Below are 24,815 nucleotides of genomic sequence, written 5' to 3'. Positions count from 1 at the left end.
CCATTAATCCTTATGTTCATCTTCATTATGTTCATTCAAACGATCTTCCATTGTGCTTATCATTAGTTGTAATAAATCATTTGCTTCATACTGAGCAGAACGAAATTCTTCCACTATTGGTAATTCATTAATTTCATGTTCTAGCGCTTCAATTTCATTTTCTGATTGTTGATAAGCATGTTGTTTCCCATAATTTTGAAAATTAACAGATTGCTTTTGTTGTTTTTTTAAGCGATTCATTTTACTTTCAATATTATGATTTTCATGAATTTGTTTCTCTATATTTTGATAAGATTTTATAAGATCTAAATTTTGAATTTTACTCGTGAGTTGATCGGCTTGTTTTAAAATATCATCTTTACTATACATTTAATTTGTCACCAATGGTGCATCGTTAAATTCTTTGAATGTACCATTTAATGAATATTGTTTTGTTTCATCAATTTCAACATTTACTAACTTACCGATTGCCTCACGTGGACCTTTAAAGTTAACTAACTTGTTCTTTTCGGTATAACCTGCTAAAACTGTATCATCTTTTTTACTTGAACCTTCACATAGAACAGTTACAGTTTTGCCTTCATATTGATTCATGGCTTTTTCTGAATAATGTCCTACTTTTTTATTTAAACGTTGTAATCGTTCTTTTTTAACGTCTTCAGGTACATTATCTTTCATTTTTGCGGCAGGTGTACCATCCCTTTGAGAGTATAAATACGTATAAGCGTGCTCAAATTGAACTTCGTCATATAGTGATAGTGTCTCTTCAAATTGTTCTTCAGTTTCGTTTGGATATCCAACAATGATATCAGTAGTTAAAGCTACATTAGGTATTGATTTTTTTATTCTATTAACTAGATTTAAATAACTTTCTCTTGTATATTTACGTCCCATAATTTTCAATACAGCATTATTTCCTGATTGCACGGGTAGATGGATATGAGGTACAATATTGCCACCTTTAGCTATTACTTCAATCATTCTATCTGTAAAATCCCATGGGTGACTAGTAGTAAAACGTACTCTTGGAATATCAATTTTGGAAATATCTTCTAATAAATCTCCTAATCCATACTCTAAATCCTTAATATCTTTACCATATGAGTTTACATTTTGACCAAGCAAAGTTATTTCTTTATAACCATCTCTCGCTAAACCGCGAACTTCTTCAATAATATCTTCTGGTCTACGACTGCGTTCTTTACCTCTAGTAAAGGGTACAATGCAATATGTACAGAATTTATCACAGCCATACATAATATTAACCCATGCTTTTGTACTACCTTCACGTACTTTAGGAAGGTTTTCAATAATGTCGCCTTCTTTAGACCAAACTTCGACAACCATTGCTTTAGATAAGTATGCTTCTTCTAAAATTTCAGGTAATTTGTGAATATTATGAGTTCCAAAAATCATATCCACATTTTGGTATGATTTAAGTATTTTATTTACTACTGACTCTTCTTGTGACATACATCCACATACACCAATTAATGCTTCTGGTCTATTCTTTTTTAAATGTTTTAAGTTACCAATTTCACTAAACACTTTATTTTCAGCGTTTTCACGAATCGCACATGTATTTATTAAAATAACGTCCGCTTCGTTGATATCTTCTGTGGCAGTATATCCTAAGGCTTGTAATATTCCTGCCATTACCTCAGTATCATGTGCATTCATTTGGCAGCCATATGTTTTTATTAAGAATGTGCGACCTTTGCCCATCCCTTCAAACTTGTCTTCTATATGAAAGTCACGATTATAATTTATATCTTGTTTTCCACGTTTACGTGCTTCTTTTAAACTAGGTGGTTGATAAATTTTTTCGAAATATTTACTATAATCTTTTTCAACTTTTCTATCGCGTTCATCAAGGATATTTATCGTACCAGCTTTTCTTTGTTCTTCGTTCACTTTAAAAAATTCCTTTCTATATGCCCTTATATCATTAGTTCATTATATTAAAATTAATAATAAAGTGCAAAAAGAGTTGAAATAGTTAATAAATTTGTCATTTAAAAAGTGGAATGGGGTGGGATAGAAATAATATTTTTACAATATTTATTTGGATGTAATCTTAGCAAAGCAAGATTGACTAGCATTAAAAAAGCTTGTTATAGGTGTTTTTAGATCAGTCAACTACTGCCATTATAAAAAATATAGCCTAAGACACAGATTTATGTCTTAGGCTTATTTCATTTAACCTTTACTTACTCGTTATCATATTTTCCTGTTAACGTTTCAATTGTGATGCCAGCTGGTACATGGTAGAACTTAACTTGACTTATAATACTCGGACATTCTAATTCAACCATTCGTTCATGCAATTTTTGGATTAAAATTAAGCACTCGCTCATATCACCTTGAACTGTGGTCTCAAGCGGGCCAACTCTAAAATGCAATCCAGAATCATCAATAATTTTTATTGCCTCATCTACATAAGGTATAACGTCTTCATTGTTTGGCGTTTTCGGAACGATTTGAATACTCATTAATGTGTCTTGCATCAACAATCACCTCATTCAATATTATTACCTTAATTTTACCACGCCTTTATTTAACTTTCCTTAATTAATTGCCGAGTTAATTGCTTGGCCAAAATCATACATTTTATCATCCCAATTTGATTCATCCATTCTACTTTTACGATTAAACTTATTATTTTTAAATAAAGACTTTCTTAAACTAGATGTTAATTCTATTTGTACCCCAACTTCATTTTTGGTGCAATTAACTATATTATCATCTTGAACACCAGACATGTGACTCGGTGCTTCTTTAACTTCTACACCTATTTGATTTAATTCATTAGCAATACGCTCTTTTAATTGAATATCTTTACCACCGATATAAGCAACGTCTTCTTCACCAAGACATCCATGAATTGTCACAGCACGTTCACTAGATTTTACAAAGTTCATTGCGATATCATTATCATAGTTTATAGATGTCACATGCAATTCATTGTTTCCTTTTGTTCGAATACCGTTAAATGCGAAATAATTAAATTGCCCTTCATTAGCAATGACCCTAGCAATTTCAGAAGTGGCTGGTTCAATTCCACCACCATGTATTGCCAAAATCGTTACGTCACTATCTCTATCTTCAGTAATTATCTCCCAATCCTCATTCTCAATTGTCTCATTTTGTAATTCTTTCATAGAATGATATTTATCCATTGTAAAAACCTCTCTTAAGTATAATGTTATTATTATTCTTTCCCATTTTATAAATTCTAATAAGTATTTAAATGATTTTTAACAATGATTACTTAAACTAAAATATTTTAATATTTTCTATACATCATTAAGCTATGGTGTTATTATTTTCCATAAAAAAATCTAAAGTTATAAAAAAACTCACTTCAAAACTTAAGGCGTTTTAAAGTGAGCTCATACAATTTCTATACAAATTGAGCAGTTAAGTTATTAAAATCTTCTTCTGTTATATGAATATCGCGTTTAGATAATGCACTTTCATTTAATTCTTCAATTTGAGACTCATATGATGGTGTTTCAGTATCTTGATATACAATACCTTTAACTAGTGATTCATGATCTAGAACAGTCTTCATTGCTAATTGTTTATCTGAAGTATCATAGCCTTCGATATCTTCTAAACTAGTTAAATGTTCTTTAAACCAATCATATGTATTTACTTTGTTGTATGTTACACATGGTGAAAAGACATTTACAAAAGAAAAACCATCATGGTTAATCGCATCCTCAATTAGTTTAGTTAATGCTTTAATATCACTAGAAAAGCCTTGTGCTACAAATGTAGCGCCTGATGATAAAGCTAATTCGAGTGGTGCAACATTCTTCTCGATATTACCTTTAGGGGTAGATTTAGTAACAAAACCTACTGCAGATGAAGGCGACGTTTGACCTTTAGTTAAGCCATAAATTTGATTATCCATAACAATATAAGTCATATTCATATTTCGTCTTAATGCGTGTATGGTATGACCCATACCAATAGCGTATCCATCGCCATCACCACCAGAAGCAATAACTGTTAAATCCTTGTTAGCCATTTTAACACCTTGCGCTAATGGTAAAGCACGTCCATGTATGCCATGTACACCGTATGAATTAATGTAACCAGATAGTCGTCCTGAACAACCTATACCAGTAATAATTGCTACTTCCTCTGGCTCTAACCCTACATTAGCTGCCGCCTTTTGAATAGCTGCTTGAACTGAGAAATCACCACAACCGGGGCACCAATTTGGCTTCACATTATTTCGAAAATCTTTAAATGTAGCCAATTATACCAACTCCTTACTTTCGCTTACTACTTTTTGTCCTTTAGATTCAATTTCATGAGGTAAGAAAGGTGTTCCATCATACTTAGTTTGATTTATTAATTTATTTTGAATAGTTGTATTCATTTTAAGGATATTTGAAAGTTGACCTTGATAATTATGTTCAACAACAATAACTCTAGATGCTTTATCGATAGCTGCTTGAATGACATCTTTCGGCATAGGATGTAGTTGTCGAATCTGCATTGTATTTACTTTTATACCTTGAGCATTTAGTCTTTCTGCGCCTTCTTGAATTGCACCTTTACTAGATATGAATCCTATAAATAGAATATCCGCTTCTTCATGATGCTCATCTAACTCAACAGGCTTTTCAATTAGTATATTTGATGTTTTACGCATTCTTTTTTCCATTTGTTGACGTCTATTTTCAGCCACTTCACTCGGTTTACCTTCTTCATTATGTTCAACGCCAGTTACATGGTGTATGCCACCTTTAACGCCTGGAATTGGTCTAGGTGATATTCCATTTCCTGTTAATGCATATCTTCTAAAGTATTGTTTATCGCCTTCTTCACGTTCAATATCAGATTGTAATAACTCGCCACGATGTATTTGAATTTTATTATAATCTAAGCGTTCGACTGTTTGTTTACCTAACGATAATTGTAAGTCACTCAATATAATTACTGGGCATTGATATTCTTCGGCTAAATTAAAAGCCTCAACAGTTAAATAGAATGCATCTTCAGCATCTGTAGGAGCAACTACTATTTTAGGTATATCTCCATGCGTACCATAAATCATTTGCATTAAATCTGATTGTTCTTGCTTGGTTGGTAAACCTGTAGATGGTCCACCACGTTGAGTATTAATAATGACTAAAGGTGTTTCAGTCATACCTGATAGGCCTATGGCTTCCATCATAAGTGATAAACCTGGACCAGCACTAGCAGTAAATGCTCTGACACCTGCATAATTAGCACCAATTGCCATATTGGCTGCAGCAATTTCATCTTCAGTTTGTACTACGGTACCGCCTACTTTTGGGACGTTTGCAATCATATATTCCATAATTTCAGATGCCGGTGTAATTGGATAAGCAGCCATGAAACGAGAACCAGCTGAAATCGCACCTAATCCAATAGCATCATTACCAATCATATATAAGTGTGGATTCTCTTCAGTCGTTTGTAGTTTGAAGTCTCCTTGTAAATCATTTAATTGTTCTTTCATCAATGTATAACCTTGATTTAGAGCTTCAATGTTCATTTCTACAACTTTTTCACCTTTTTTAGTAAACATATTAGTTATAAGGGTTTCAAATGTTGCAGTATCTAAATCCATGATTGCACATGTTGCTCCTATAGCAACCATGTTTTTCATTAATGCAGTACCTAATTCTTTAGCTGTGCTAGTAAAAGGTAATTCAATAAGTTGAGCACGACATTGTTCAGGTTTTGTCGGTTTAACTTTTGCATCAGCAATAATAATGCTATCTTCACGCATTTCATGATGATTCAATTCAATCGTTTCTTGATCAAAAGCCACTAGAATGTCTAAATCATCACTGATTGCATGTACAGGTGCAGTAGATACTCTAATTTTGTTATTAGTATGTCCACCTTTTATACGACTTGAGAAATGTCTATATCCATATAAATAATAACCTTTACGGTTCATTGCTGTGGCAAAGATTTCTCCAGTCGATTCGATACCTTCACCTTGTTGTCCGCCCACTTTCCATGATATTTGTGATTTCATATCATATGCCTCCTGTGGAATTAATTCATAATAAATCATAACAAAAATAACCACCGTCTTACTATGACAACAGTGGCAATTATTTAAATTCATACTAATGGACTATATTCATTCATCTATAAATTTCTTTTAAATTATTTATTAAATGGATGATCATCATTAATTAAAATTCTTTCAATTTGCTTTGTTTTTCCATCTTTATCTAAATCTATAATAACACCAGATAGAACACTTCTTCCATCATCCGGCACAACATGACGCTGTGGTAAGCTTGTGATAAATCTCTCTATTACTTCATCACGATTAATACCTAATATACCATCGTAATATCCTGTCATACCAACATCAGTAATATACCCTGTGCCATTCGGTAGTACACGTTCATCTGAAGTCTGAATGTGTGTATGCGTACCAACTACCGCACTTACTCTACCATCTAAATACCATCCCATTGCATTTTTTTCTGATGTCGTTTCTGCATGAAAATCAACAAATATAAAATTAGTCTCTTTTTTAGCCTCTTCAATAAGTTGATCAGCTTTTTTAAAAGGGTCGTCGATATCTTGCATAAATGAACGGCCTTGCAAATTAATAATTGCTAATTTAATATCATTAATTTGAATAAATCTCATGCCTACACCAGGTGCTTCACTTGGAAAATTAGCGGGTCTTACCATTCTGTTTGCATCATCAATAAAGTCATAAATTTCACGTTGGCCGTATGTATGATTACCCATCGTCATGAAATCTACGCCATCTCTTAATAATTGTTTATATAACTTTTCAGTTAGACCCTTACCGTGCGCTGCATTTTCAGCATTAACGATACTTACAGTAGGTCTATATGATTTTTTTATTTTAGGTAAATATTCAGCAATCGCATTTCTTCCAACTTTACCTACGATATCTCCAATAAATAATATCCTCATTGAATGTTCATCCTCTCATAAAAATAGTTTAATTCATATAGGTCTATAATAAAAGAGGATATTCATACTCTTTTTAAATTTGATATCTATTTTCTTTAGCATGTATACAACATATGTTAAGATAGGTTTATCAAAAGTAATAGGAGTTGTAAAATTTACATGTCAATTAATATTGATCCAGAGAAGTTTGCAGAATTAGTGGTAAAATCTAATCCATCTAAATCTGAAGATGCAGAAGATATCGCTAAAGAAAGTCTTGAATTATACATCAACGCTTATCGTTTAGCTGAAAGATATTCAAATATTGCTACTAATTGCTATGATACAGCAGAAATAATTTCTGAATTAAGAAAAACAGATTTACAACTTAAATAATTTATAAGACTATCAATTAAGGATAAGCATGAACATCAAATAGTTTAAGTTTACAATGAAAATTTATATTAAATGATTGAACTTTGAGTATGTCCTCAATCAGTTTGTACTTTTTGGTTCTAGTCATTTATTTGGAGTGAGACTATGAATTCGTAATGAATTCAATCTCACTCTTTTTTAATGACAACATTTCACCTACTTTATTAAATTCAATTAATAATTGAATTTTAACTGAAAAGAAAAAACAGACCCAAAATTTGGATCTGTTAAAAACTATTTCGCATACTCTACTGCTCTTGTCTCTCTTACAACTGTCACTTTGATGTGACCAGGATATTGTAATTCATCTTCTATTTGCGTTTTAATGTCTTTAGCCAGTCTGTATGACTTCAAGTCATCTATTTCATCAGGGGAAACAATAACTCTAATTTCTCGACCTGCTTGAATAGCGAATGCTTTTTCTACACCATCATAACCTTCAGAAAGTGTTTCTAAGCGTTCTAATCTACGTATATAGTTTTCAAGCGTTTCTTTACGAGCACCTGGTCTAGCCGCAGATAATGCGTCAGCAGCTGCTACCAGAATTGAAATAATAGAAGTTGGTTCAACATCACCATGATGAGAGTGAATAGCATTAATTACAGTTTCATTTTCTGCATATTTTTTAGCTAATTCAACACCTATTTCTACGTGGCTACCTTCAACCTCATGATCTATCGCTTTACCAACATCGTGAAGTAATCCAGCACGTTTGGCCAAGCTAACATCTTCTCCTAGTTCAGCAGCTAGCATTCCAGATAAATGCGCCACTTCAATAGAATGTTTCAAGACGTTTTGACCATAACTAGTTCTATAATTTAGACGACCTAAGACTTTAACTAAGTCTGGGTGCATATTATGAACATTGATTTCGAATGTTGCTTGTTCACCAGCATCTCTAATAATGTCATCTACTTCTTTTCTAGCTTTATCTACCATTTCTTCAATTCTGCCTGGATGGATGCGTCCATCTGAGACTAAATTAACTAATGCTGTACGCGCGATTTCACGTCTAATTGGATCAAAACCAGATAAAATAACCGCTTCTGGTGTATCATCAATGATTAAATCAATACCTGTTAATGTTTCTAAAGTTCTAATATTTCTACCTTCTCTACCAATGATACGACCTTTCATCTCATCATTTGGTAAATTAACTACTGAAACTGTTGATTCAGTTGTATGGTCAGCAGCTAATCTTTGAACGGTAGTAGCTAATAATTCATTTGCTTTTTTATCAACTTTTTCTTTAGCTTCTTTCTCTTTTTCTTTAACAAGTACTGCAATATCTTGTGACAGTTCTTCTTCAACCCTTTGAAGTTGTTCATTTACAGCTTCTTTTTGAGTGAGACCGGAGATGCGTTCTAGTTCTTGTTCATGCTTCATTATTAATGTCTGAACACTACTCTCTTTTGCATCTACTTGTTGTTGTCTTTCTTCAAGTTTAGATTCTTTTTGTTCTAAAATCTCATCTTTTTTATCGAGAAGATCAGATTTTCGATCTAAATTTTCCTCTTTTTGAAGAAGTCGGGCTTCTTGTCTTTGAAGCTCACCACGTCTTTCACGTAGTTCTGATTCAGTTTGTTCTCTTATGATTTGGTTTTCTTCTTTTGCCTCTAATAATTTTTCCTTTTTGATATTATCAGCTTCTTTTTGACCTTGCTTGATAATATCATCAGCAGTTTGTCTAGCTTGTAATTGCTTTTGATGCAATAAATTTCGGGCTACAAAATACCCCACAACAACCCCTAGAATAATCCCCAGCAAAATGAGTAGGAGGTTTAATAAATTCACATAAACACCTCCTTTTTCTAGGTATTTGCTTTGTATATCAAAATCTCTTTATGATTTTTATAAATGTATAATAATTATACATATTAATTGTACGTTTATTAACTTGTTAGTGTCAAGATATGAAATTGCACTGTATTTCGAATTTACATATATTACTTACTATATGTAAGTTTATATAAAAACAAAAATCCTACTACAATGTTAAGTGATAAAAAATGCCTCCTAGTATTTCATTTATTCAATGCTTAATACTAGGGTATCTTATCAAATGTAGCAGGCTTATTTCATATAATAAAAGTGAATTTTAGTGAACTGACGTATTTTACTAAAACTTTATTGCTATATAGTTAGCGAAATATTCACTTCAATAATTAAAATTGTAAATATTATTCTTCATCGAATAAGGTTTGCGGTGCATCTTCTTTTTCATCAACATCTCCATCGAAAATACCAAGTTTTTCTCGTAACTTACGATCGATTTCTTCTTTAACTTGAGGATTTTCTTTAAGGTATATTTTTACATTTTCTTTACCTTGACCCATTCGATCACCATTATATGAGTACCATGCACCTGATTTATCTACGATGTCATTTTCAACACCAAGATCAATCAATTCACCTTCTTTAGAGATACCTTGACCATACATAATATCTACTTCAGCGACTCTAAAAGGTGGTGCAACTTTGTTTTTGACAACTTTAATTTTAGTTCTGTTACCAACAATTTCTTGGCCTTGTTTTAACTGCTCAGCACGACGAACTTCTAAACGAACAGAACTATAGAATTTTAATGCACGTCCACCAGGTGTAGTTTCTGGGTTACCAAACATTACACCAACTTTTTCACGAATTTGATTAATGAAAATGGCTGTTGTATTTGATTTTGAAATTGCACCAGATAATTTACGTAACGCCTGTGACATTAAACGAGCTTGAAGTCCTACATGCGTATCGCCCATTTCACCTTCAATTTCTGCTTTAGGTGTTAATGCGGCAACAGAGTCAACTACTACAATATCAACCGCACCACTTCGAACGAAAGCTTCAGCAATCTCTAAACCTTGTTCACCATGGTCTGGTTGTGATAGATATAAATTATCAATATCTACACCTAATGCTTCTGCATATACCGGATCAAGTGCGTGTTCGGCATCGATAAATGCAGCAACGCCACCGTTCTTTTGTACCTCCGCAATAGCATGTAAAGCTACTGTTGTTTTACCAGAACTTTCTGGTCCATAAATCTCTATAATTCTACCTTTAGGATATCCACCTACACCTAGTGCGTTATCTAATGTAACTGAACCACTTGAAACACTTGAAACACGGCGTCCTTTATTATCGCCTAGTTTCATAACGGCACCTTTACCGAATGATTTTTCCATATTTTTTATAACTGTATCTAAAGCTTTTTGACGATCATTATCCAAAGCGAAACCTCCTATTAATGAGTTAATCATCGTATTAATATCTTAATTAATACTATACATTCAATTGAATCTAATTACAAGCATTTTGCGAATATTTGTTCGCTTTTAACAATACGAGACAAGACAAAATCGAACAAACGTACTAAAAAATACTCTAGTTTTCAAAAATAATAACTATTTAAACCAATTTATTAACTTTATCATGGCATAATTTTGACTTCTGCTTTTTAAAATATTTCGTTTTAGAGGCATTTTAAATGTCTCATATTTAAACACACTGTCATCATAGTATCCAAGATAAACTTGTTCTTGATCGTGTAATAACGCTATACCCCAATCAGTTTTATATAAATCTTTTACATATTGAGATACATATTTTAATTTATCTTGAATATCATCAAAATCAGAAACAAAGACTGATGAATCAGGTAGTTGTCCTTTCAATAAATGATTTAAATCTTGGTTTTTCAAACGTGTATATAGTGCACCATTTGTCACGCCATCATATATGCTGAAACTTTTATTTATAATATTCATTAATGCCTGTTCAATAACGATATCATCCGAACCGTAATAATAGTCACCTATTCTTGCAAGAATCTTCTCTTTAGTAGGTGCAATTAACTTTTTGCATTCATTTTCAGTATTTGCATTAGCAGTTAATCTAATATAAACTTCATGCGTACCAGCTAATGGAGCAATGGTTGGATTATCTTGACTATCAATTAAATCCATTAACTCTGTTTCAACTTTAGATTCTCCAATTCCAGCGAATCTTAATTGTTCTGAGTGTATAACTCTATCTTCATCCATTAAATAAGGTAATAACTCATTCTTTGCCATTGGTTGCATTTCACTTGGTGGGCCAGGTAATAAAATGACTTTCTTATCTTCATATTCCACAAACATACCAGGTGCCATCCCATAATTGTTTTGTAATACTTTTGCACCTTCAATAACCAAAGCTTGTTGCTTATTATTGGGTGTCATTTCTTGTCCTTGTTCTTTAAAATAATTCTCAATATATTCTAATGCATTTGTATCTGTCACAAGATTTTTACCAAGCACTTTCGCAACAGTATGCTTTGTTAAGTCATCTTTTGTAGGTCCTAATCCCCCAGTAAATACAAGTGTATCAAAACGTTTTAACCCCTCTTTGATAACATACTCTAATCTTTGAGGATTATCGCCAATCACAGTATGTTCGACAACACTTTTACCAATACTATTAAATAATCTTGATAAATATTGTCCATTCGTATTAGCAATTTGTCCTAATAATAACTCAGATCCAACAGCTATTATTGAAATATTCATGTCCATTTATCCCCCTAACGATAATTCTTGCACAACATCTATCATTATAATGCAAAGTATGACATTTATTCTAAAAATTGAACTAAAAAACCAAGAATAAATAGGAATAGAATTATCTTTCTATCACTATCATTCTTGGTTATATTTCACTAATTTAATGTTTGAAAACATCTCTACCTTTATAAAAGTATTCAATACCAGATAAAATCGTGAATAAAACACCTATATAAAGTAATACTTGTCCAATTTGGATGCCTATCCATGTTGCTAATAAATCACCTAATAAAATCCAAATAATCGCAACCATAGTCACAGCAGTTTTAATTTTACCTAATTGACCAGCAGCACTAACAAACCCTTGTTCAATCTGTAATAGACGTAATCCTGTAACAGCAAATTCACGTGCAATTATAATGATTGCTACTACTGAATTTGTAAGTCCTAATTGAACCATAACAATTAATGCACTGGAAACTAGCAATTTGTCAGCTAGTGGATCTAAGAATTTACCCATATTAGTTACAAGTTGCCATTTTCTAGCTAAGTACCCATCTAGGAAATCACTTAAAGAAGCTACAATGAAAATGATAGCAGCAATAAGTTGTTCAATACGGATTTCAAATCCACCTAAAATAGATACATTGCCAAATCCAAAGTTTACTAGAGCAAATAATATGAAAACCGGAATTAATATTACTCTGAAAACCGTAATTTGATTTGGAATATTCATGTTAAAGCCTCATTTCTAAATTTATCTCTCATTTTATAATAGTAACACAGCTAAGACCCATAAGATAAAAGTTATTACAATAATGCCACCAATAATTATCATTAATTGTAAAGGTTCTTTACTCTTATTACGATATGTAGGCGCGTCATCATTATGATATCTATATAAAAGCTCATTCAATTGATGTTGACTATCTGGTATTTCCTCTTGATGCGCTTGAATCAGTTGTTGTGAATCAATATTTACCACACTCGCATAACGTCGAATAAAACCCTCTGCGTAATCAACTTTAGCTAATTTATCAAACTGATTTTGTTCGATTAATTTCAACGTATCACGTTTAATTTGAGTGCGCTCTTCTAATTCTGCTAACGTCATTCCTAGCCTTTCACGTCTACCTTTTAATGTTTCACCAATTGTCTTCACTTCTAAAAGCCTCCACAACCACTATTCAAAAAATCCAAATCCTCCGCCAAACATGTCTTCTCCAAAGTCTAGCGTGTTTTTACTTTTAACTGTTTGTTGTTTCATTTGATCATATTCAATTTCTTGATTTTCATTTTCTCTTAATTCAATAATATAATCAAAATCATCCATGCTATAATTACCCGATTCCACAAATAAATCTGGATGTTCAACCACTTTGATTGATGGTAAGGTCATTACTTCACGCACTAATTCTTGATGCTTAGGGTTTGATTCTCTAGCAGTGACAGCGCCATCAATAATATAAACATGGTTAGAATCATATTCTCCTTTTATAAGAGAGCTTCGTACAGTTTGCTTAATCAATGTAGAACTAATAAATAGCCATCGCTTGTGCGCACATACACTTCCTGCTACGATTGATTCTGTTTTTCCGACACGCGGCATACCTCTGATACCAATTAATTTATGACCTTCCTCTTTAAATAGTTCAGCCAAAAAATCTACCAATAAACCTAAATCTTCACGTTCAAAACGAAAAGTTTTTTTATCATCGGCGTCTTGTTCAATATAACGTCCATGTCTAACAGCCAATCTATCACGCAATTCAGGTACTCTTAATTTAGTAATTTCTATCTCACTAAGCTCATTGATTATATGTTCAAAGCGATTAACTTTCTCAAGACTGTCCGTTTTAATTAATAAACCCCGTCGACCTTGATCAACCCCGTTAATCGTAATGATACTTATACCTAACATACCAAGTAAACTCGAAATATCACCCAGTAAACCTGCTCGGTTAACTGTGATTTCATATTCAAGATACCATTCTTTCTTTTCGGCTACTGTCATCAATATCCGCCCCTTGTTTTAAATGGTAACCTACCATCGGAATATTAAAATTAGTAATCATATTATAGCATTTAGAACTTAGTTCAAAAATCTTTTTTTACTGTGTAAGGGAAATTTACTATAGCTAATAGAATAGTGACGATAAATGCTATCACATCCTCAATTGTCACATCCTCAATTGTCACAACTTAAATATACCAAGCACCGTTTACTTTTTGAACAGTTCCAGTAATACTTTTCGCTAGAGGATTCCATAAATAAGCACACGTATGCGCAATTTCACAAGGATTAATCATTCTTTGCTGAGGCAATTCTGCTAATATAGCTTTCAATTCATCTGAATTAAAAACTTGTGACATATTTCCACTTACAAAACCAGGCGTGATAGCATTAACAGTGACATTAGTCATCGCTAATTCTTGACTTAGCGCTTTGACGAAACCGATTTGTGCACTTTTCATTGCCGAGTAAATTGTTTCCATACTCGCACCTGTTTCACCCCAAATGGATGAAATAACAATAATTCGACCAAACTCACTTTGACGTATTAAGTCTATAAAATAACGACAACATCTAATTAACTGCTTAACATGAATGTTATAACTAAAATCAATATCATTATCTGACATATCTTGCAATAAGCCATACAAAGCTGTACCACTACTGTATATCAAACAATCTAAATGTTTGATGTGAGCAAACGTAGTTTCCAAATCAATATTTTGCGTCAAATCAGCTTGTATAAATTCGACTGCTTCGCCTTTGTACTTATCTTGTAATGCTTTTAAATCTGATTGAAAATATTGAATAATTACTTCATTACCTTCTTCTAATAAACGCTCTACAATTGCTGTTCCAATAGTGCCTGACCCACCAAGTACTAACGCTCTCATTAAGCTTTAGGCTCCAATCGACTATCAACCATATTATTGATATTTAAATATTTAGATGATGTTTCGTTAATACTATCTAATGTTATATTATCTATAATATCTAACATATCGAATACACTGACGCCCTCAAAGTATAATTTAGAATATTGATTTGCAATATATTCAGGAGAATTTAAACTTGAAATAAATTCCCCAATAAATTGTTTTTTCAACAATTCAAATGCTTCTTGATCATCAAGATTACCACAATACTTGTTTAGCTCTCTTAACAACACTTCTTTTAACTTATCTGGATATTGCGTTGCACTCGTGATAATTGAAAAACAATATGTAGGTTCGAGTACAAATTGATATCCAAATGATTCGTCTATTAAAACTTCATTTAATAAAGTCTGATAAAATTCAGTTTCTTCACCAAATATTAATTCGAAAAATAGTGTCATTTCTAAATCATATTGTACGTATTCATGTGGTGACGCTTCAGTTGGTTCATTTTTAAAACCTAACATTAATCTAGGAGATTGTAATTTCATTTCTTCTGAAACAAAAGGTGTTATAACATTTGTTGGTTCATCAACAGTTGCTCGTTCAATGCTAGACTGATTCGTTTTATCCCTTTTATTTTCATGAGTTTCAACTATGTCACGTATGTTTTCAGGATTGACATCTCCAACGACAAATAACACCATATTTGATGGATGATAAAATGTTTCATAACATAAATATAAATCATCTTTAGTAATGTTATAAATGCTTTCAACGCTTCCTGCTATATCAACTTTAATAGGGTGATTTTGATACATAGCACGTAAAGTATTAAACATAATTTTATAACCAGGTTGCTCCTGATACATCTTTATTTCTTCAGCAATAATACCTTTTTCTTTATCTACCGTTTCCTTAGAAAAGAAAGGCGTTTCAACCATTTCTAATAATCTTAAAATATTCCTTTCAACATTATCTGTTGCACTGAACAGATAGCTAGTGCGATCAAAACTAGTAAATGCGTTTACTTGAGCATTATCATTGGCAAATGCAGTGAATAAATCTTCAGTATCATCTTTCTCAAATAACTTATGCTCTAAAAAGTGAGCGACACCATCTGGCACGGTCACAAAATCATTTTGATTATGAGGTTTGAAAGTATTATCAAGAGAGCCAAATTGAGTAGTATACGTTACAAACGTCTTTTGGAATCCTTTTTTTGGGATAACAAATAAACGTAAACCATTAGTTAATTCATGTTCAAAAACACGTTCATCAATCAATTCATAGTATGTTTCCCTCATTAAGAATGATCCCCCTTTGTAAGTACATATATCGTATCTAGTTCTGCTTTATTAGCCATTGATATCACATCATCCTTTGTTACTTTTTGAATGTGATCTATGTAGTTTTCGTCTGTTTGTTTATAATCTAACAGTAGTTGATTTTGCATGACCTCAATGATACTTTTAGGTCGATCGGTTATTTCGTGCCTATGAGAAATGATAATTTTTTTAGCAAGTTCTAATTTATCTATATCAAATTCACCGCGTTTAAACTTATCAAACTCCTCTAAAATTGTATCTTTAGCAAGTTCATATTTATCTGCTGAAACACCGCTTAATACAAAAAGATAACCGTTTTTACCATCTAATTGAGAGTGTATTGAATATGCTAGACTTTGTTTTTCACGCACTTCATTAAATAATACAGATGATGGATCGCCACCGAACATCGTGTTTAATACAACCAATGCATAATAATCATTTGCCCCGAATCGTGTTGGAAAACGATAACCCATATTTAATTTAGCTTGATCAACTTCATCTTCTTCAACTATATATTGTGTTTCTGAACTTGAATCTTTTAAATTAAGTTGATTAGTTTTCGCTATTGTAAATGGATTAATCGTAAATTTAGATTGAATTAATTGTTTAACTTCTTGTTTATTTACGTTACCTACTACATAAATGGAACATAGGTCATTACTAATCATGTTTTGATATGTATTATATAAATTTTCAGGTGTGATTGTACTAATTTTTTCAATCTGACCTGTCGCTAAATGACGATAAGGTTCATCTTTAAACATATATTTTAATAAATTCAAGAAAGAATATTGTGCTTTATTATCAATTACAGCTTCAATTTTCTTTGATAATAATGATTTTTCTTGATTTACAAACGTTGTGTTAAAGGCATTATTCTCTATAAGTGGATTCATTATCACTTCATATAGTACATTTAATCCTTTTTCAAATAAGGGGGGTGAATCTTTTAAATAGCGTTCGTTAACTATTTCTAACGAGATAGTGATAACGTGTTTATCTTTAAATTTTGAGACAAAACTATGTATGTATGCACCATATAGTTCAGATAGATGTTTACTAAATGCTTTATCCGTGGACCATTTTTTTGTAGCACGTATTAACAACTTGCTTAACAATGATCGTGCTGTAATAGTTTCATATTCTAAAGGTGCCATAAATTTAAAGGTAATCAAAGTTGTCTTAAATTTATCTGTAGGTAACACATCAATATGTATTTGATGCTCATTATTAGTTTGTTGTTCTAACATTCATCCACACTCCTTAATATTGTTTCTATATTTTTGTACGCGTCAATTTAAATTTAACTAGACTGCTTTTCACATAATTTAATGAGTATAAAATAGGTTTACCCATTTCGTCATAATGTACAACCTTTAATAGCATTAAACCTTCATGTGGAGATGCGTTTAGAATATCAGAAATATGTGGTTCATAACTAATGGCTTCAACCTCTGTTTCAGCTGAAGCGACTTTATGTCCCGTATTAGTCTCTATTGCATTTAACATAGAACCATCGCTCACTTGATAGTCTGCACATGTTAGATAATCTTCTGCGATTTTATCTAAACAATAAATTACTGGTTGGTGGTTGGCAGTACGCAGTCGTTCAATGATTGTAATAGGTTGTTTATCATTGATACCTAACATTTGTGCATCCAGTACGGAGGCAGGTTGTTGCTCTAAACTTAAATATTCCGTGCCTGAGTGGTAGCCAGCTTCTTTAATCATATCGTTGATGCTAAATAATTTATTCAATGGATAGAAGAAGGGGTGCAATGTTTTTACGCTTGGTCCTTCTTCAAAGTTATCTGTCAAGACTTGTTCAGTTATGAGTTCACCAATCGCTTCATAGACATCATCAGTTTTTACATTTAATTCTCTAGCAATAGATAAATTGCTAGGTAGTTTATCACCAGGTTTTAAAGATTGTTCTTTAATCTGCTTAAGAATATATTCTTTCACTTTAAAAGCTGAGTTTAACTCTGTCATCATTTACACCTCTTCATCATCTAAATTTACTAATACTTGTCTAGGTTTACTACCCTTTTGTGGTCCGATAACTTGGTTACGTTCCAAATCGTCCATTAATCTAGAAGCACGATTATAGCCAATCCTAAATTGTCGTTGCAATAGTGAAGTACTAGCTTTCTGTTGTTCAATTACAAATATATATGCATCTTCATATAAAGCGTCTTCACTCTTCATTTCTGATTTATCTACTGGCGCATCTGGTTCCATTTCTTTCACATAATTTGCTTTTTGTTGTTCAACAACATAGTTAACTACATCTTGCACTTCTTGATCACTTAAGAAAGCACCTTGTACACGCGTTTGAGCTGATTCACCATTTCCTACATATAACATATCACCTTTACCAAGTAATTTTTCAGCTCCACCAGAGCCTATAATTGTTCTAGAGTCAGTTTGAGAACTTACTGCGAACGCAATACGTGATGGTATATTATTTTTGATTATACCAGTGATTACATCTACAGATGGTCTTTGAGTAGCAACAATTAAATGAATGCCTGCTGCTCTAGCCATTTGAGTGATACGTTGAATTGCGTTCTCTACTTCTTTGCCTGCAACCATCATTAAATCAGCTAACTCATCTACAATGACTACTATATAAGGTAATTCTGCTTGTTTTTCATCAAGTTCTTCATTCTGACGGCGTATAAATTTATTATACCCTTCAATATTACGTGTAGATGAATGCTGGAATAAATCATATCGTCGTTCCATTTCAGCAACTACCTTCTCTAATGCTTGAGAAGCTTTGTGTGGATTTGTAACTACCGGTATTAATAAATGTGGCACCCCATTATAAACATTTAATTCCACCATTTTAGGATCAATTAACATAAGTTTAACTTCATGAGGTTTTGCATTTAAAAGAATACTAGTAATAATGCCATTGATACATACTGACTTACCACTACCAGTTGATCCTGCAACTAATAGGTGGGGCATTTCATTTAATTGAATTGTCATTGGTTCACCAGAAATATCTCTACCAAGTCCAACTTCCAGCTTATTACTCGCTGGGAATTTAGATTCAAGAACTTCTTTAAGCGTAACTAAAGAAATCTTATCATTTGGTACCTCTATACCAACAGCTGATCGACCTGGAATTGGTGCTTCAATTCGTACATCTTTCGCTGCCAAAGCGAGTGCAATATCATTATGCAAATTAACAATTTTACTAACCTTAACTCCTTGGGCTGGTTGGATTTCATATTGTGTAACAGCTGGACCAATTTTAATTTGCTTAACTTTTGCATTTACACCAAAATTTTTCATTGTTGATTCGAGTATCTGGCCTTTACGTTGAACTTCAGACTTAGATGTAGATTGTTGCTTAGCTGGCTGATTAAGTAATGATAATGGAGGAATGTGATATGCCATATTTGACTCTTCACCAGCTTCGGAAATTGTTCCTTTCATTTGATGATTATCATTTGAATTCGACTCTGGTAAATTTTCATCCTCTAGATTTGTTTCATCGTTACTACTATTCTCTTTATCAATATCTTCACTATTTAAACCAAAACGTCTTTTCTTACGTTTATTAGTAGTTGTTTGTTTACTTTCTTGCGATTCACTATGTCCATATATAGGAATATCTTCTGGTTCAGTACTAACTTCAGGGAAATCACTAACATCTTTGATTTGTTCTGACTTAAGTTGTTCTTGTTCTAATTTGTGTTGTCGTAGACGTTCACGCTCTTCTTCTTTTTCACGTTGACGTTCTTCTTTTTTAAGTTTGTTTTGTTCTCTTTTTACTTTGAAATTAGATGATGCACTTTGACTTGAGTTTCTCATTTTATCAATTGATGCTTTAACAACATCTCTATGTCTAAGTTTAAGCAATAAAATAATACTAGAACTTAATAAAATTAATGTAAGAATGATGACACCGGCAATTGAAATGAGTGGAATAAATATTTTAAGTAAATAAAATCCTATTAATCCCCCACCAAAATTCGGAAAATGACTATGTTCATAAGCCTTATAGACATAGGATAAAACAGGTTCTCTTTCAGATACTGCACCTTTTTGAAAATGATAAATAATTTGTGTTGTAATTAATAAGACAAATTGTAATGATATTAACCCAAAAGTCCGTCTTGTTTTAGGAAATTTCTTCTGCATTGCAATATAGACTGTAATCAAACTTAGTAATATATATGTTAAATAGCGACTCATTCCAAACAAATAATTGAAAAAGCTATCAATCATTCGACCAACAATTCCTAATTGGAACATTCCCAGAACCGACAAAATGACTATAATGATTGCAACGATATAGCGAATTGAGCTATCTTTTTTCTGTTGCTTTTTCTTAGTCGATTTACGAGCTGTTGCACCCTTTTTACGAGTTGTTGTTTTTTTCTTAGTTTGTGGCAAAATAGTACACCTTCTTTATTTCTCACTTAGTATTTCTTTTTATACAAATATTTATAGTATTCCGATATGTATTAATAGTATTTTTAAAAGTATGAAAGAGGTTGGAACAATACCAACCACATTTAGACTTATCGTCATAAACTAAAGTGAATAATTTAAGTAATGAGTTTACATAACCTTTTAAATTATTACACAACTGTGATGTTGTCCCGACCTCTTTTGGATTGTATATATCTTAAATTTCTGAAATAACTGGAATAATCATTGGACGACGTTTTGTACTTTCAAATAGTAATTTACTGATTTGATTTCGCATATTCTGTTTGATGTCAGACCACTCAATACGTTTCTCTTGAAGACCTGCTTCAACAATTTCACGAACCTTATCTTCTGCTTCCTTCATTAGTTCTTCACTTTCACGGACGTATACAAAGCCACGTGATTGAATTTCAGGACCAGCAGCAATTCGTCTATTTTTCGGATCCAATGTAACAACTGCAATAAAAATACCATCTTCTGCAAGTAAATGACGATCTCTCAATACGATATTACCGACATCTCCTACACCAATACCATCGATAAGAATATTGCCAGAATTAACTTTCTCGTTTAATACCATATCTTTACCGTCGTAATGAATAACGTCTCCCTTTTCGACTAAGAAAATTTTCTCCGGCGCCACACCAGATTCGTTAGCCAACTTAGCATGCGCAATTTGCATTTTAAATTCACCTTGAACAGGGATAAAGTATTCAGGTTTCATAATATTAATCATCATTTTTAATTCTTCCATGCAACCATGACTAGATGCATGAATCTTTTTATTGTTAGGAATAATATATGCACCTGCGCGCACTAATTCATTCAGTGTATCAGCAATGATAACTTCCATATTAGCTGATGCTGTAATTGCTAAATATACTGAATCGCCTTCTTCAATATTCATTATTTTGTGTTTCTGTTGGGCCATTTGGCTCAATGCTTCGATAGGTTCGCCTTCCATACCAGTGGCAATAATTACGACTTCATTTTTAGGATAATTTCCAACTTCGTTAATAGGGATTAACAAGTCTTTAGGAATGTCAAAATATCCCATTTTACGTGCAATATTAAACGAACTTTCAAGTGAACGACCTAAAAATGAAACTTTACGATTTAATTTGCTTGCAGTGTTCAATACTTGTTGAATTCTAATAAAGTTTGAAGCATAGCATGACACAATTAAGCGTCCTTGTACTTTCGCAAAAGCATCATAAATGTGCGATTCTATAACATTCTCAGGTGTATTATATCCAGGTTTCTCAGCTTCTGTTGAGTCACTGATTAATGCGAAGACACCATCTTCAGCTATTTCAGCCATACGTTTGATATCTGGTGTGTAATGTCCTTGTAAACTTTGATCAAATTTAAATTCACCTGTATAAACGATTGAACCGTATGAAGTATGAATGCAAATTCCTAAACTATCAGGAATGCTGTGTGTAGTGTTAAAGAACGTAATATTAACATTTTTAAATCTCATTACTGAATCATGATTTACAGTATAATAACGTACTTTCTTTTTAACATTACGTGACTTCATATTTTCTTTAACAAGTGCTAACGTTAATTTAGAGCCATATACTGGTGCATCAATTTGTTCTAAAATGTAGCTAACTGCACCAATAGCGTGTTCATGACCATGGCTTAGAAAGATACCTTTTAGTTTTTCTTTATTTTCAATGACATATTGAATATCAGGAATTACAATATCTACACCTAACATTTCATCTTCTGGGAACATTAACCCCGCATCTAACATAAACATTTCATCGTCTACTTCAACGATATACATATTTTTTGCGATTTCGCCGACACCACCAAGTGGAATGATGCGAATATCGTCATTCTTTTTTTTCACTAAACTCAAAATGTTACCTCCTATTATAAAATCCCCGTCCATATAAACTCATAATTTATTATAGTTTAATTTATGTTGGATGTACACTATTAAAGTATTTCTTGAGGCATTATAGTAACAATCGAATTTAGTATTAGATATTATATAATTCTTAATTTTAATGATTCCTATAAACTAATAAAAGACTAGGAAGATAATCTCCTAGTCTTAAAATATTATTTATTTTCATCTAATGCTTTATGAGAAGCATTTACGCGACCTTGTTTGTCAATTTCAGTTATTTTCACTTCAATTGAATCGCCTATACTTAATACATCCTCTACTTTATTAATACGTTCTTTTGAAATTTGAGAGATGTGTAATAAAGCATCTTTACCGGCAAACAATTCTACAAAAGCACCATATTTTTCAATACGTTTAACTTTTGCATTGTAAACTTGGCCTACTTCCGCTTCACGTGTGATATCTTCAATAATTTCACGAGCACGGTTAATCATGTCTTGATCAATTGCACCTATGAAGATTGTACCATCTTGTTCAATATCTAATTTAACACCAGTTTCATCTATGATTTCATTAATTTTCTTACCACCTGGTCCAATTACGTCTCTAATTTTATCAGGTTTAATATGCATTATTTCCACTTTAGGAGCATAAGCACTTAATTCTTTACGTGGTTGATCAATTGTTTGTAACATGTGATCCATTATCGCTAATCGACCTTGTCGTGCTTGTTCTAGAGCTTCTTCAATGACTTCACGTGTTAAACCATCAATTTTAATGTCCATTTGTATCGCAGTGATACCTTCTTTTGTACCTGCAACTTTAAAATCCATATCCCCTAAAGCATCTTCCATACCTTGGATATCCGTAAGAATCGTATAACTATCTTCACGTGTAACTAGCCCCATTGCTATACCTGCAACAGGCGCTTTAATTGGCACACCAGCATCCATTAAAGCTAAAGTTGAACCACAAATTGATGCTTGTGAAGATGAACCGTTAGATTCTAATACTTCACTTACAATACGTACAGTGTAAGGGAATTCAGTTGTATCTGGAATAATGTATTTTAATGCTCTCTCGCCTAATGCACCATGTCCAATCTCACGACGACCAGGTGCTCTAACTGGTCCTGTCTCTCCAACAGAGAAATTAGGGAAGTTGTAATGATGCATGAATCGTTTTTCTTGTTCAGGACCTAGTCCATCAATAAGTTGATAATCACCTAATGCTCCTAATGTTAGTACAGATAAAGCTTGTGTTTGTCCACGTGTAAATAAACCTGAACCATGTGCTCGTGGTAATAAACCAACTTCAGATTCTAGTGGTCTAATTTCATCTGGTTTACGTCCATCAGGTCTAATTTTTTCATCAGCGATAAGACGACGTACTTCTTCTTTAACTAAGTCATTTAAAATTGCATAAACTTCATCAATTAACAATTCATTTTCAGGATCTGCTTCGTCAACAAATTCAGTTGCAATTTCAGCTTTTAACGAATCCAAGTTTTCGTCACGCTGTTGTTTATCAAATGTTAAAACTGTTTCTTTTAAGCCTTTTTCTTCAGTAAGTGTTTTAACTCTTGAAACCAGTGTTTCATCACGTTCTACAGGTACAAATTCTTTTTTAACAGGTTGAATGTGAGCTACCACTTCTTCTTGGAATGCTACTAAACGTTTGATTTCATCATGTCCGAAGAAAATAGCTTCTAACATTTCTTTCTCAGTTATTTCACTTGCACCAGCTTCTACCATGTTTACAGCGTCTTTATGACCGGCAACTTCTAAATCTAGACGTGAAACTTCTTTTTCCTCAACGGTAGGGTTAATTACATATTTACCATCAACATAACCTACATTAACACCAGCAATTGGTCCTTGGAAAGGAATATCTGAAACACTTAATGCCATTGAAGAACCTATCATTGCAGCCATTTCAGGGGAACAATCTGGATCAGCGCTTAGTACTGTGTTCATAATTTGAACGTCATGTCGATATCCTTTAGGGAAAAGTGGTCGAATTGGTCTATCAATTAAACGTGCAGTTAATGTTGCTTCATCTCCTGGACGACCTTCACGTTTTTTAAATCCTCCTGGAATTTTACCAGCAGCATACATTTTTTCTTCATAATTAACTGTTAATGGGAAAAAGTCACCATCACGCGGTTCTTTAGATGCTACAGCCGTAGATAATACAACCGTATCTCCATAACGCACTAAAACTGCACCATTAGCTTGTTTTGCTAATTGTCCTGTCTCAATCGTTAACGATCTTCCAGCCCACTCAGTTTTAAACACTTTCTTTTCTTGAGACATTATGAATCTCCTCTCTGAAATCTATTAACTACATCATATCATTTATTTTTCAAAT

General features: G+C 32.6%; 21 protein-coding genes. 1 reads left to right on the top strand and 20 read right to left on the bottom strand.

From position 1 onward, the window contains the following. Positions 1-3 precede the first annotated feature (3 nt). The 7 genes from HMPREF3265_RS00955 to HMPREF3265_RS00925 all read right to left on the bottom strand — a co-directional run bounded on the left by HMPREF3265_RS00955 (position 4) and on the right by HMPREF3265_RS00925 (position 6,960). Positions 4-369 (bottom strand): YlbF/YmcA family competence regulator, encoded by a 366-nt coding sequence (locus HMPREF3265_RS00955; RefSeq protein ID WP_070442360.1) that lies wholly within the window; start codon positions 367-369, stop codon positions 4-6. Then, complete coding sequence (gene miaB / locus HMPREF3265_RS00950) at positions 370-1,914, bottom strand: tRNA (N6-isopentenyl adenosine(37)-C2)-methylthiotransferase MiaB (protein WP_070860853.1); 1,545 nt, start codon at positions 1,912-1,914, stop codon at positions 370-372. Positions 1,915-2,210: 296 nt separating this feature from the next. Further along, positions 2,211-2,507, bottom strand: coding sequence for a thiamine-binding protein (locus HMPREF3265_RS00945; protein ID WP_011275907.1), 297 nt, complete (start codon positions 2,505-2,507; stop codon positions 2,211-2,213). Positions 2,508-2,567: 60 nt separating this feature from the next. Further along, the gene (locus tag HMPREF3265_RS00940; protein WP_070860852.1) at positions 2,568-3,179 is read right to left on the bottom strand and encodes a poly-gamma-glutamate hydrolase family protein; all 612 of its coding nucleotides are present in this window, start codon (positions 3,177-3,179) and stop codon (positions 2,568-2,570) included. Positions 3,180-3,403: 224 nt separating this feature from the next. Beyond that, on the bottom strand, positions 3,404-4,270 hold the full coding sequence (locus HMPREF3265_RS00935; RefSeq protein ID WP_037537287.1) for a 2-oxoacid:ferredoxin oxidoreductase subunit beta: 867 nt from the start codon (positions 4,268-4,270) through the stop codon (positions 3,404-3,406). Then, positions 4,271-6,031, bottom strand: coding sequence for a 2-oxoacid:acceptor oxidoreductase subunit alpha (locus HMPREF3265_RS00930; RefSeq protein WP_070442351.1), 1,761 nt, complete (start codon positions 6,029-6,031; stop codon positions 4,271-4,273). It lies immediately after the preceding gene. A gap of 134 nt (positions 6,032-6,165) precedes the next feature. Continuing rightward, positions 6,166-6,960 carry a TIGR00282 family metallophosphoesterase gene (locus HMPREF3265_RS00925; RefSeq protein ID WP_070442348.1) on the bottom strand — a complete coding sequence of 265 codons (795 nt, stop codon included), beginning with the start codon at positions 6,958-6,960 and terminating at the stop codon, positions 6,166-6,168. Positions 6,961-7,119: 159 nt separating this feature from the next. Here HMPREF3265_RS00925 and HMPREF3265_RS00920 point away from each other — a divergent pair, with 159 nt between their 5' ends. After that, a complete protein-coding gene (locus HMPREF3265_RS00920; protein WP_037537291.1) occupies positions 7,120-7,335 on the top strand; it encodes a hypothetical protein in 216 nt (71 codons plus the stop codon). Between the two features lie 273 nt (positions 7,336-7,608). Here the strand turns inward: HMPREF3265_RS00920 and rny are convergent, their stop codons facing one another. The 13 genes from rny to pnp form a co-directional block, all read right to left on the bottom strand. Next, positions 7,609-9,168, bottom strand: a complete 1,560-nt coding sequence (gene rny / locus HMPREF3265_RS00915) for a ribonuclease Y (protein WP_070860851.1) — start codon at positions 9,166-9,168, stop codon at positions 7,609-7,611. A gap of 386 nt (positions 9,169-9,554) precedes the next feature. Beyond that, positions 9,555-10,598 carry a recombinase RecA gene (gene recA / locus HMPREF3265_RS00910; RefSeq protein ID WP_070442342.1) on the bottom strand — a complete coding sequence of 348 codons (1,044 nt, stop codon included), beginning with the start codon at positions 10,596-10,598 and terminating at the stop codon, positions 9,555-9,557. A gap of 174 nt (positions 10,599-10,772) precedes the next feature. Further along, the gene (locus tag HMPREF3265_RS00905) at positions 10,773-11,915 is read right to left on the bottom strand and encodes a CinA family nicotinamide mononucleotide deamidase-related protein (RefSeq protein ID WP_070860860.1); all 1,143 of its coding nucleotides are present in this window, start codon (positions 11,913-11,915) and stop codon (positions 10,773-10,775) included. A 154-nt stretch (positions 11,916-12,069) separates the two neighbouring features. Continuing rightward, positions 12,070-12,645: a CDP-diacylglycerol--glycerol-3-phosphate 3-phosphatidyltransferase gene (gene pgsA / locus HMPREF3265_RS00900; RefSeq protein ID WP_037551603.1), complete on the bottom strand. Its 576-nt coding sequence runs from the start codon at positions 12,643-12,645 to the stop codon at positions 12,070-12,072. 33 nt (positions 12,646-12,678) lie between these two features. Next, positions 12,679-13,071 (bottom strand): helix-turn-helix domain-containing protein, encoded by a 393-nt coding sequence (locus HMPREF3265_RS00895; RefSeq protein ID WP_070860850.1) that lies wholly within the window; start codon positions 13,069-13,071, stop codon positions 12,679-12,681. A gap of 21 nt (positions 13,072-13,092) precedes the next feature. Further along, positions 13,093-13,923: a YmfK family protein gene (locus tag HMPREF3265_RS00890; RefSeq protein WP_070860849.1), complete on the bottom strand. Its 831-nt coding sequence runs from the start codon at positions 13,921-13,923 to the stop codon at positions 13,093-13,095. A 188-nt stretch (positions 13,924-14,111) separates the two neighbouring features. Continuing rightward, complete coding sequence (gene ymfI / locus HMPREF3265_RS00885; protein WP_070860848.1) at positions 14,112-14,816, bottom strand: elongation factor P 5-aminopentanone reductase; 705 nt, start codon at positions 14,814-14,816, stop codon at positions 14,112-14,114. Beyond that, positions 14,816-16,105: an EF-P 5-aminopentanol modification-associated protein YfmH gene (yfmH, locus tag HMPREF3265_RS00880; protein WP_070860847.1), complete on the bottom strand. Its 1,290-nt coding sequence runs from the start codon at positions 16,103-16,105 to the stop codon at positions 14,816-14,818. Before yfmH ends, ymfI begins: the two co-directional genes overlap by 1 nt. Continuing rightward, entirely contained in the window at positions 16,105-17,379 is a 1,275-nt protein-coding gene (gene yfmF / locus HMPREF3265_RS00875) for an EF-P 5-aminopentanol modification-associated protein YfmF (RefSeq protein ID WP_070485028.1), read from the bottom strand. Before yfmF ends, yfmH begins: the two co-directional genes overlap by 1 nt. 25 nt (positions 17,380-17,404) lie before the next feature. Further along, the gene (locus HMPREF3265_RS00870; protein ID WP_070442363.1) at positions 17,405-18,121 is read right to left on the bottom strand and encodes a GntR family transcriptional regulator; all 717 of its coding nucleotides are present in this window, start codon (positions 18,119-18,121) and stop codon (positions 17,405-17,407) included. 3 nt (positions 18,122-18,124) lie between these two features. After that, positions 18,125-20,542, bottom strand: a complete 2,418-nt coding sequence (locus HMPREF3265_RS00865) for a DNA translocase FtsK (RefSeq protein WP_070442336.1) — start codon at positions 20,540-20,542, stop codon at positions 18,125-18,127. 235 nt (positions 20,543-20,777) lie between these two features. Next, positions 20,778-22,451, bottom strand: coding sequence for a ribonuclease J2 (gene rnjB, locus HMPREF3265_RS00860; protein WP_070860846.1), 1,674 nt, complete (start codon positions 22,449-22,451; stop codon positions 20,778-20,780). A 206-nt stretch (positions 22,452-22,657) separates the two neighbouring features. Then, a complete protein-coding gene (pnp, locus tag HMPREF3265_RS00855; RefSeq protein ID WP_070442333.1) occupies positions 22,658-24,760 on the bottom strand; it encodes a polyribonucleotide nucleotidyltransferase in 2,103 nt (700 codons plus the stop codon). Between the last annotated feature and the right edge of the window lie 55 nt (positions 24,761-24,815).

This window comes from Staphylococcus sp. HMSC62B09 (genome assembly GCF_001839115.1).
Classification (GTDB): domain Bacteria; phylum Bacillota; class Bacilli; order Staphylococcales; family Staphylococcaceae; genus Staphylococcus; species Staphylococcus haemolyticus.
Note: the sequence above shows the minus strand (reverse complement) of the source record. Positions and strands in the feature narration are given on the sequence as shown.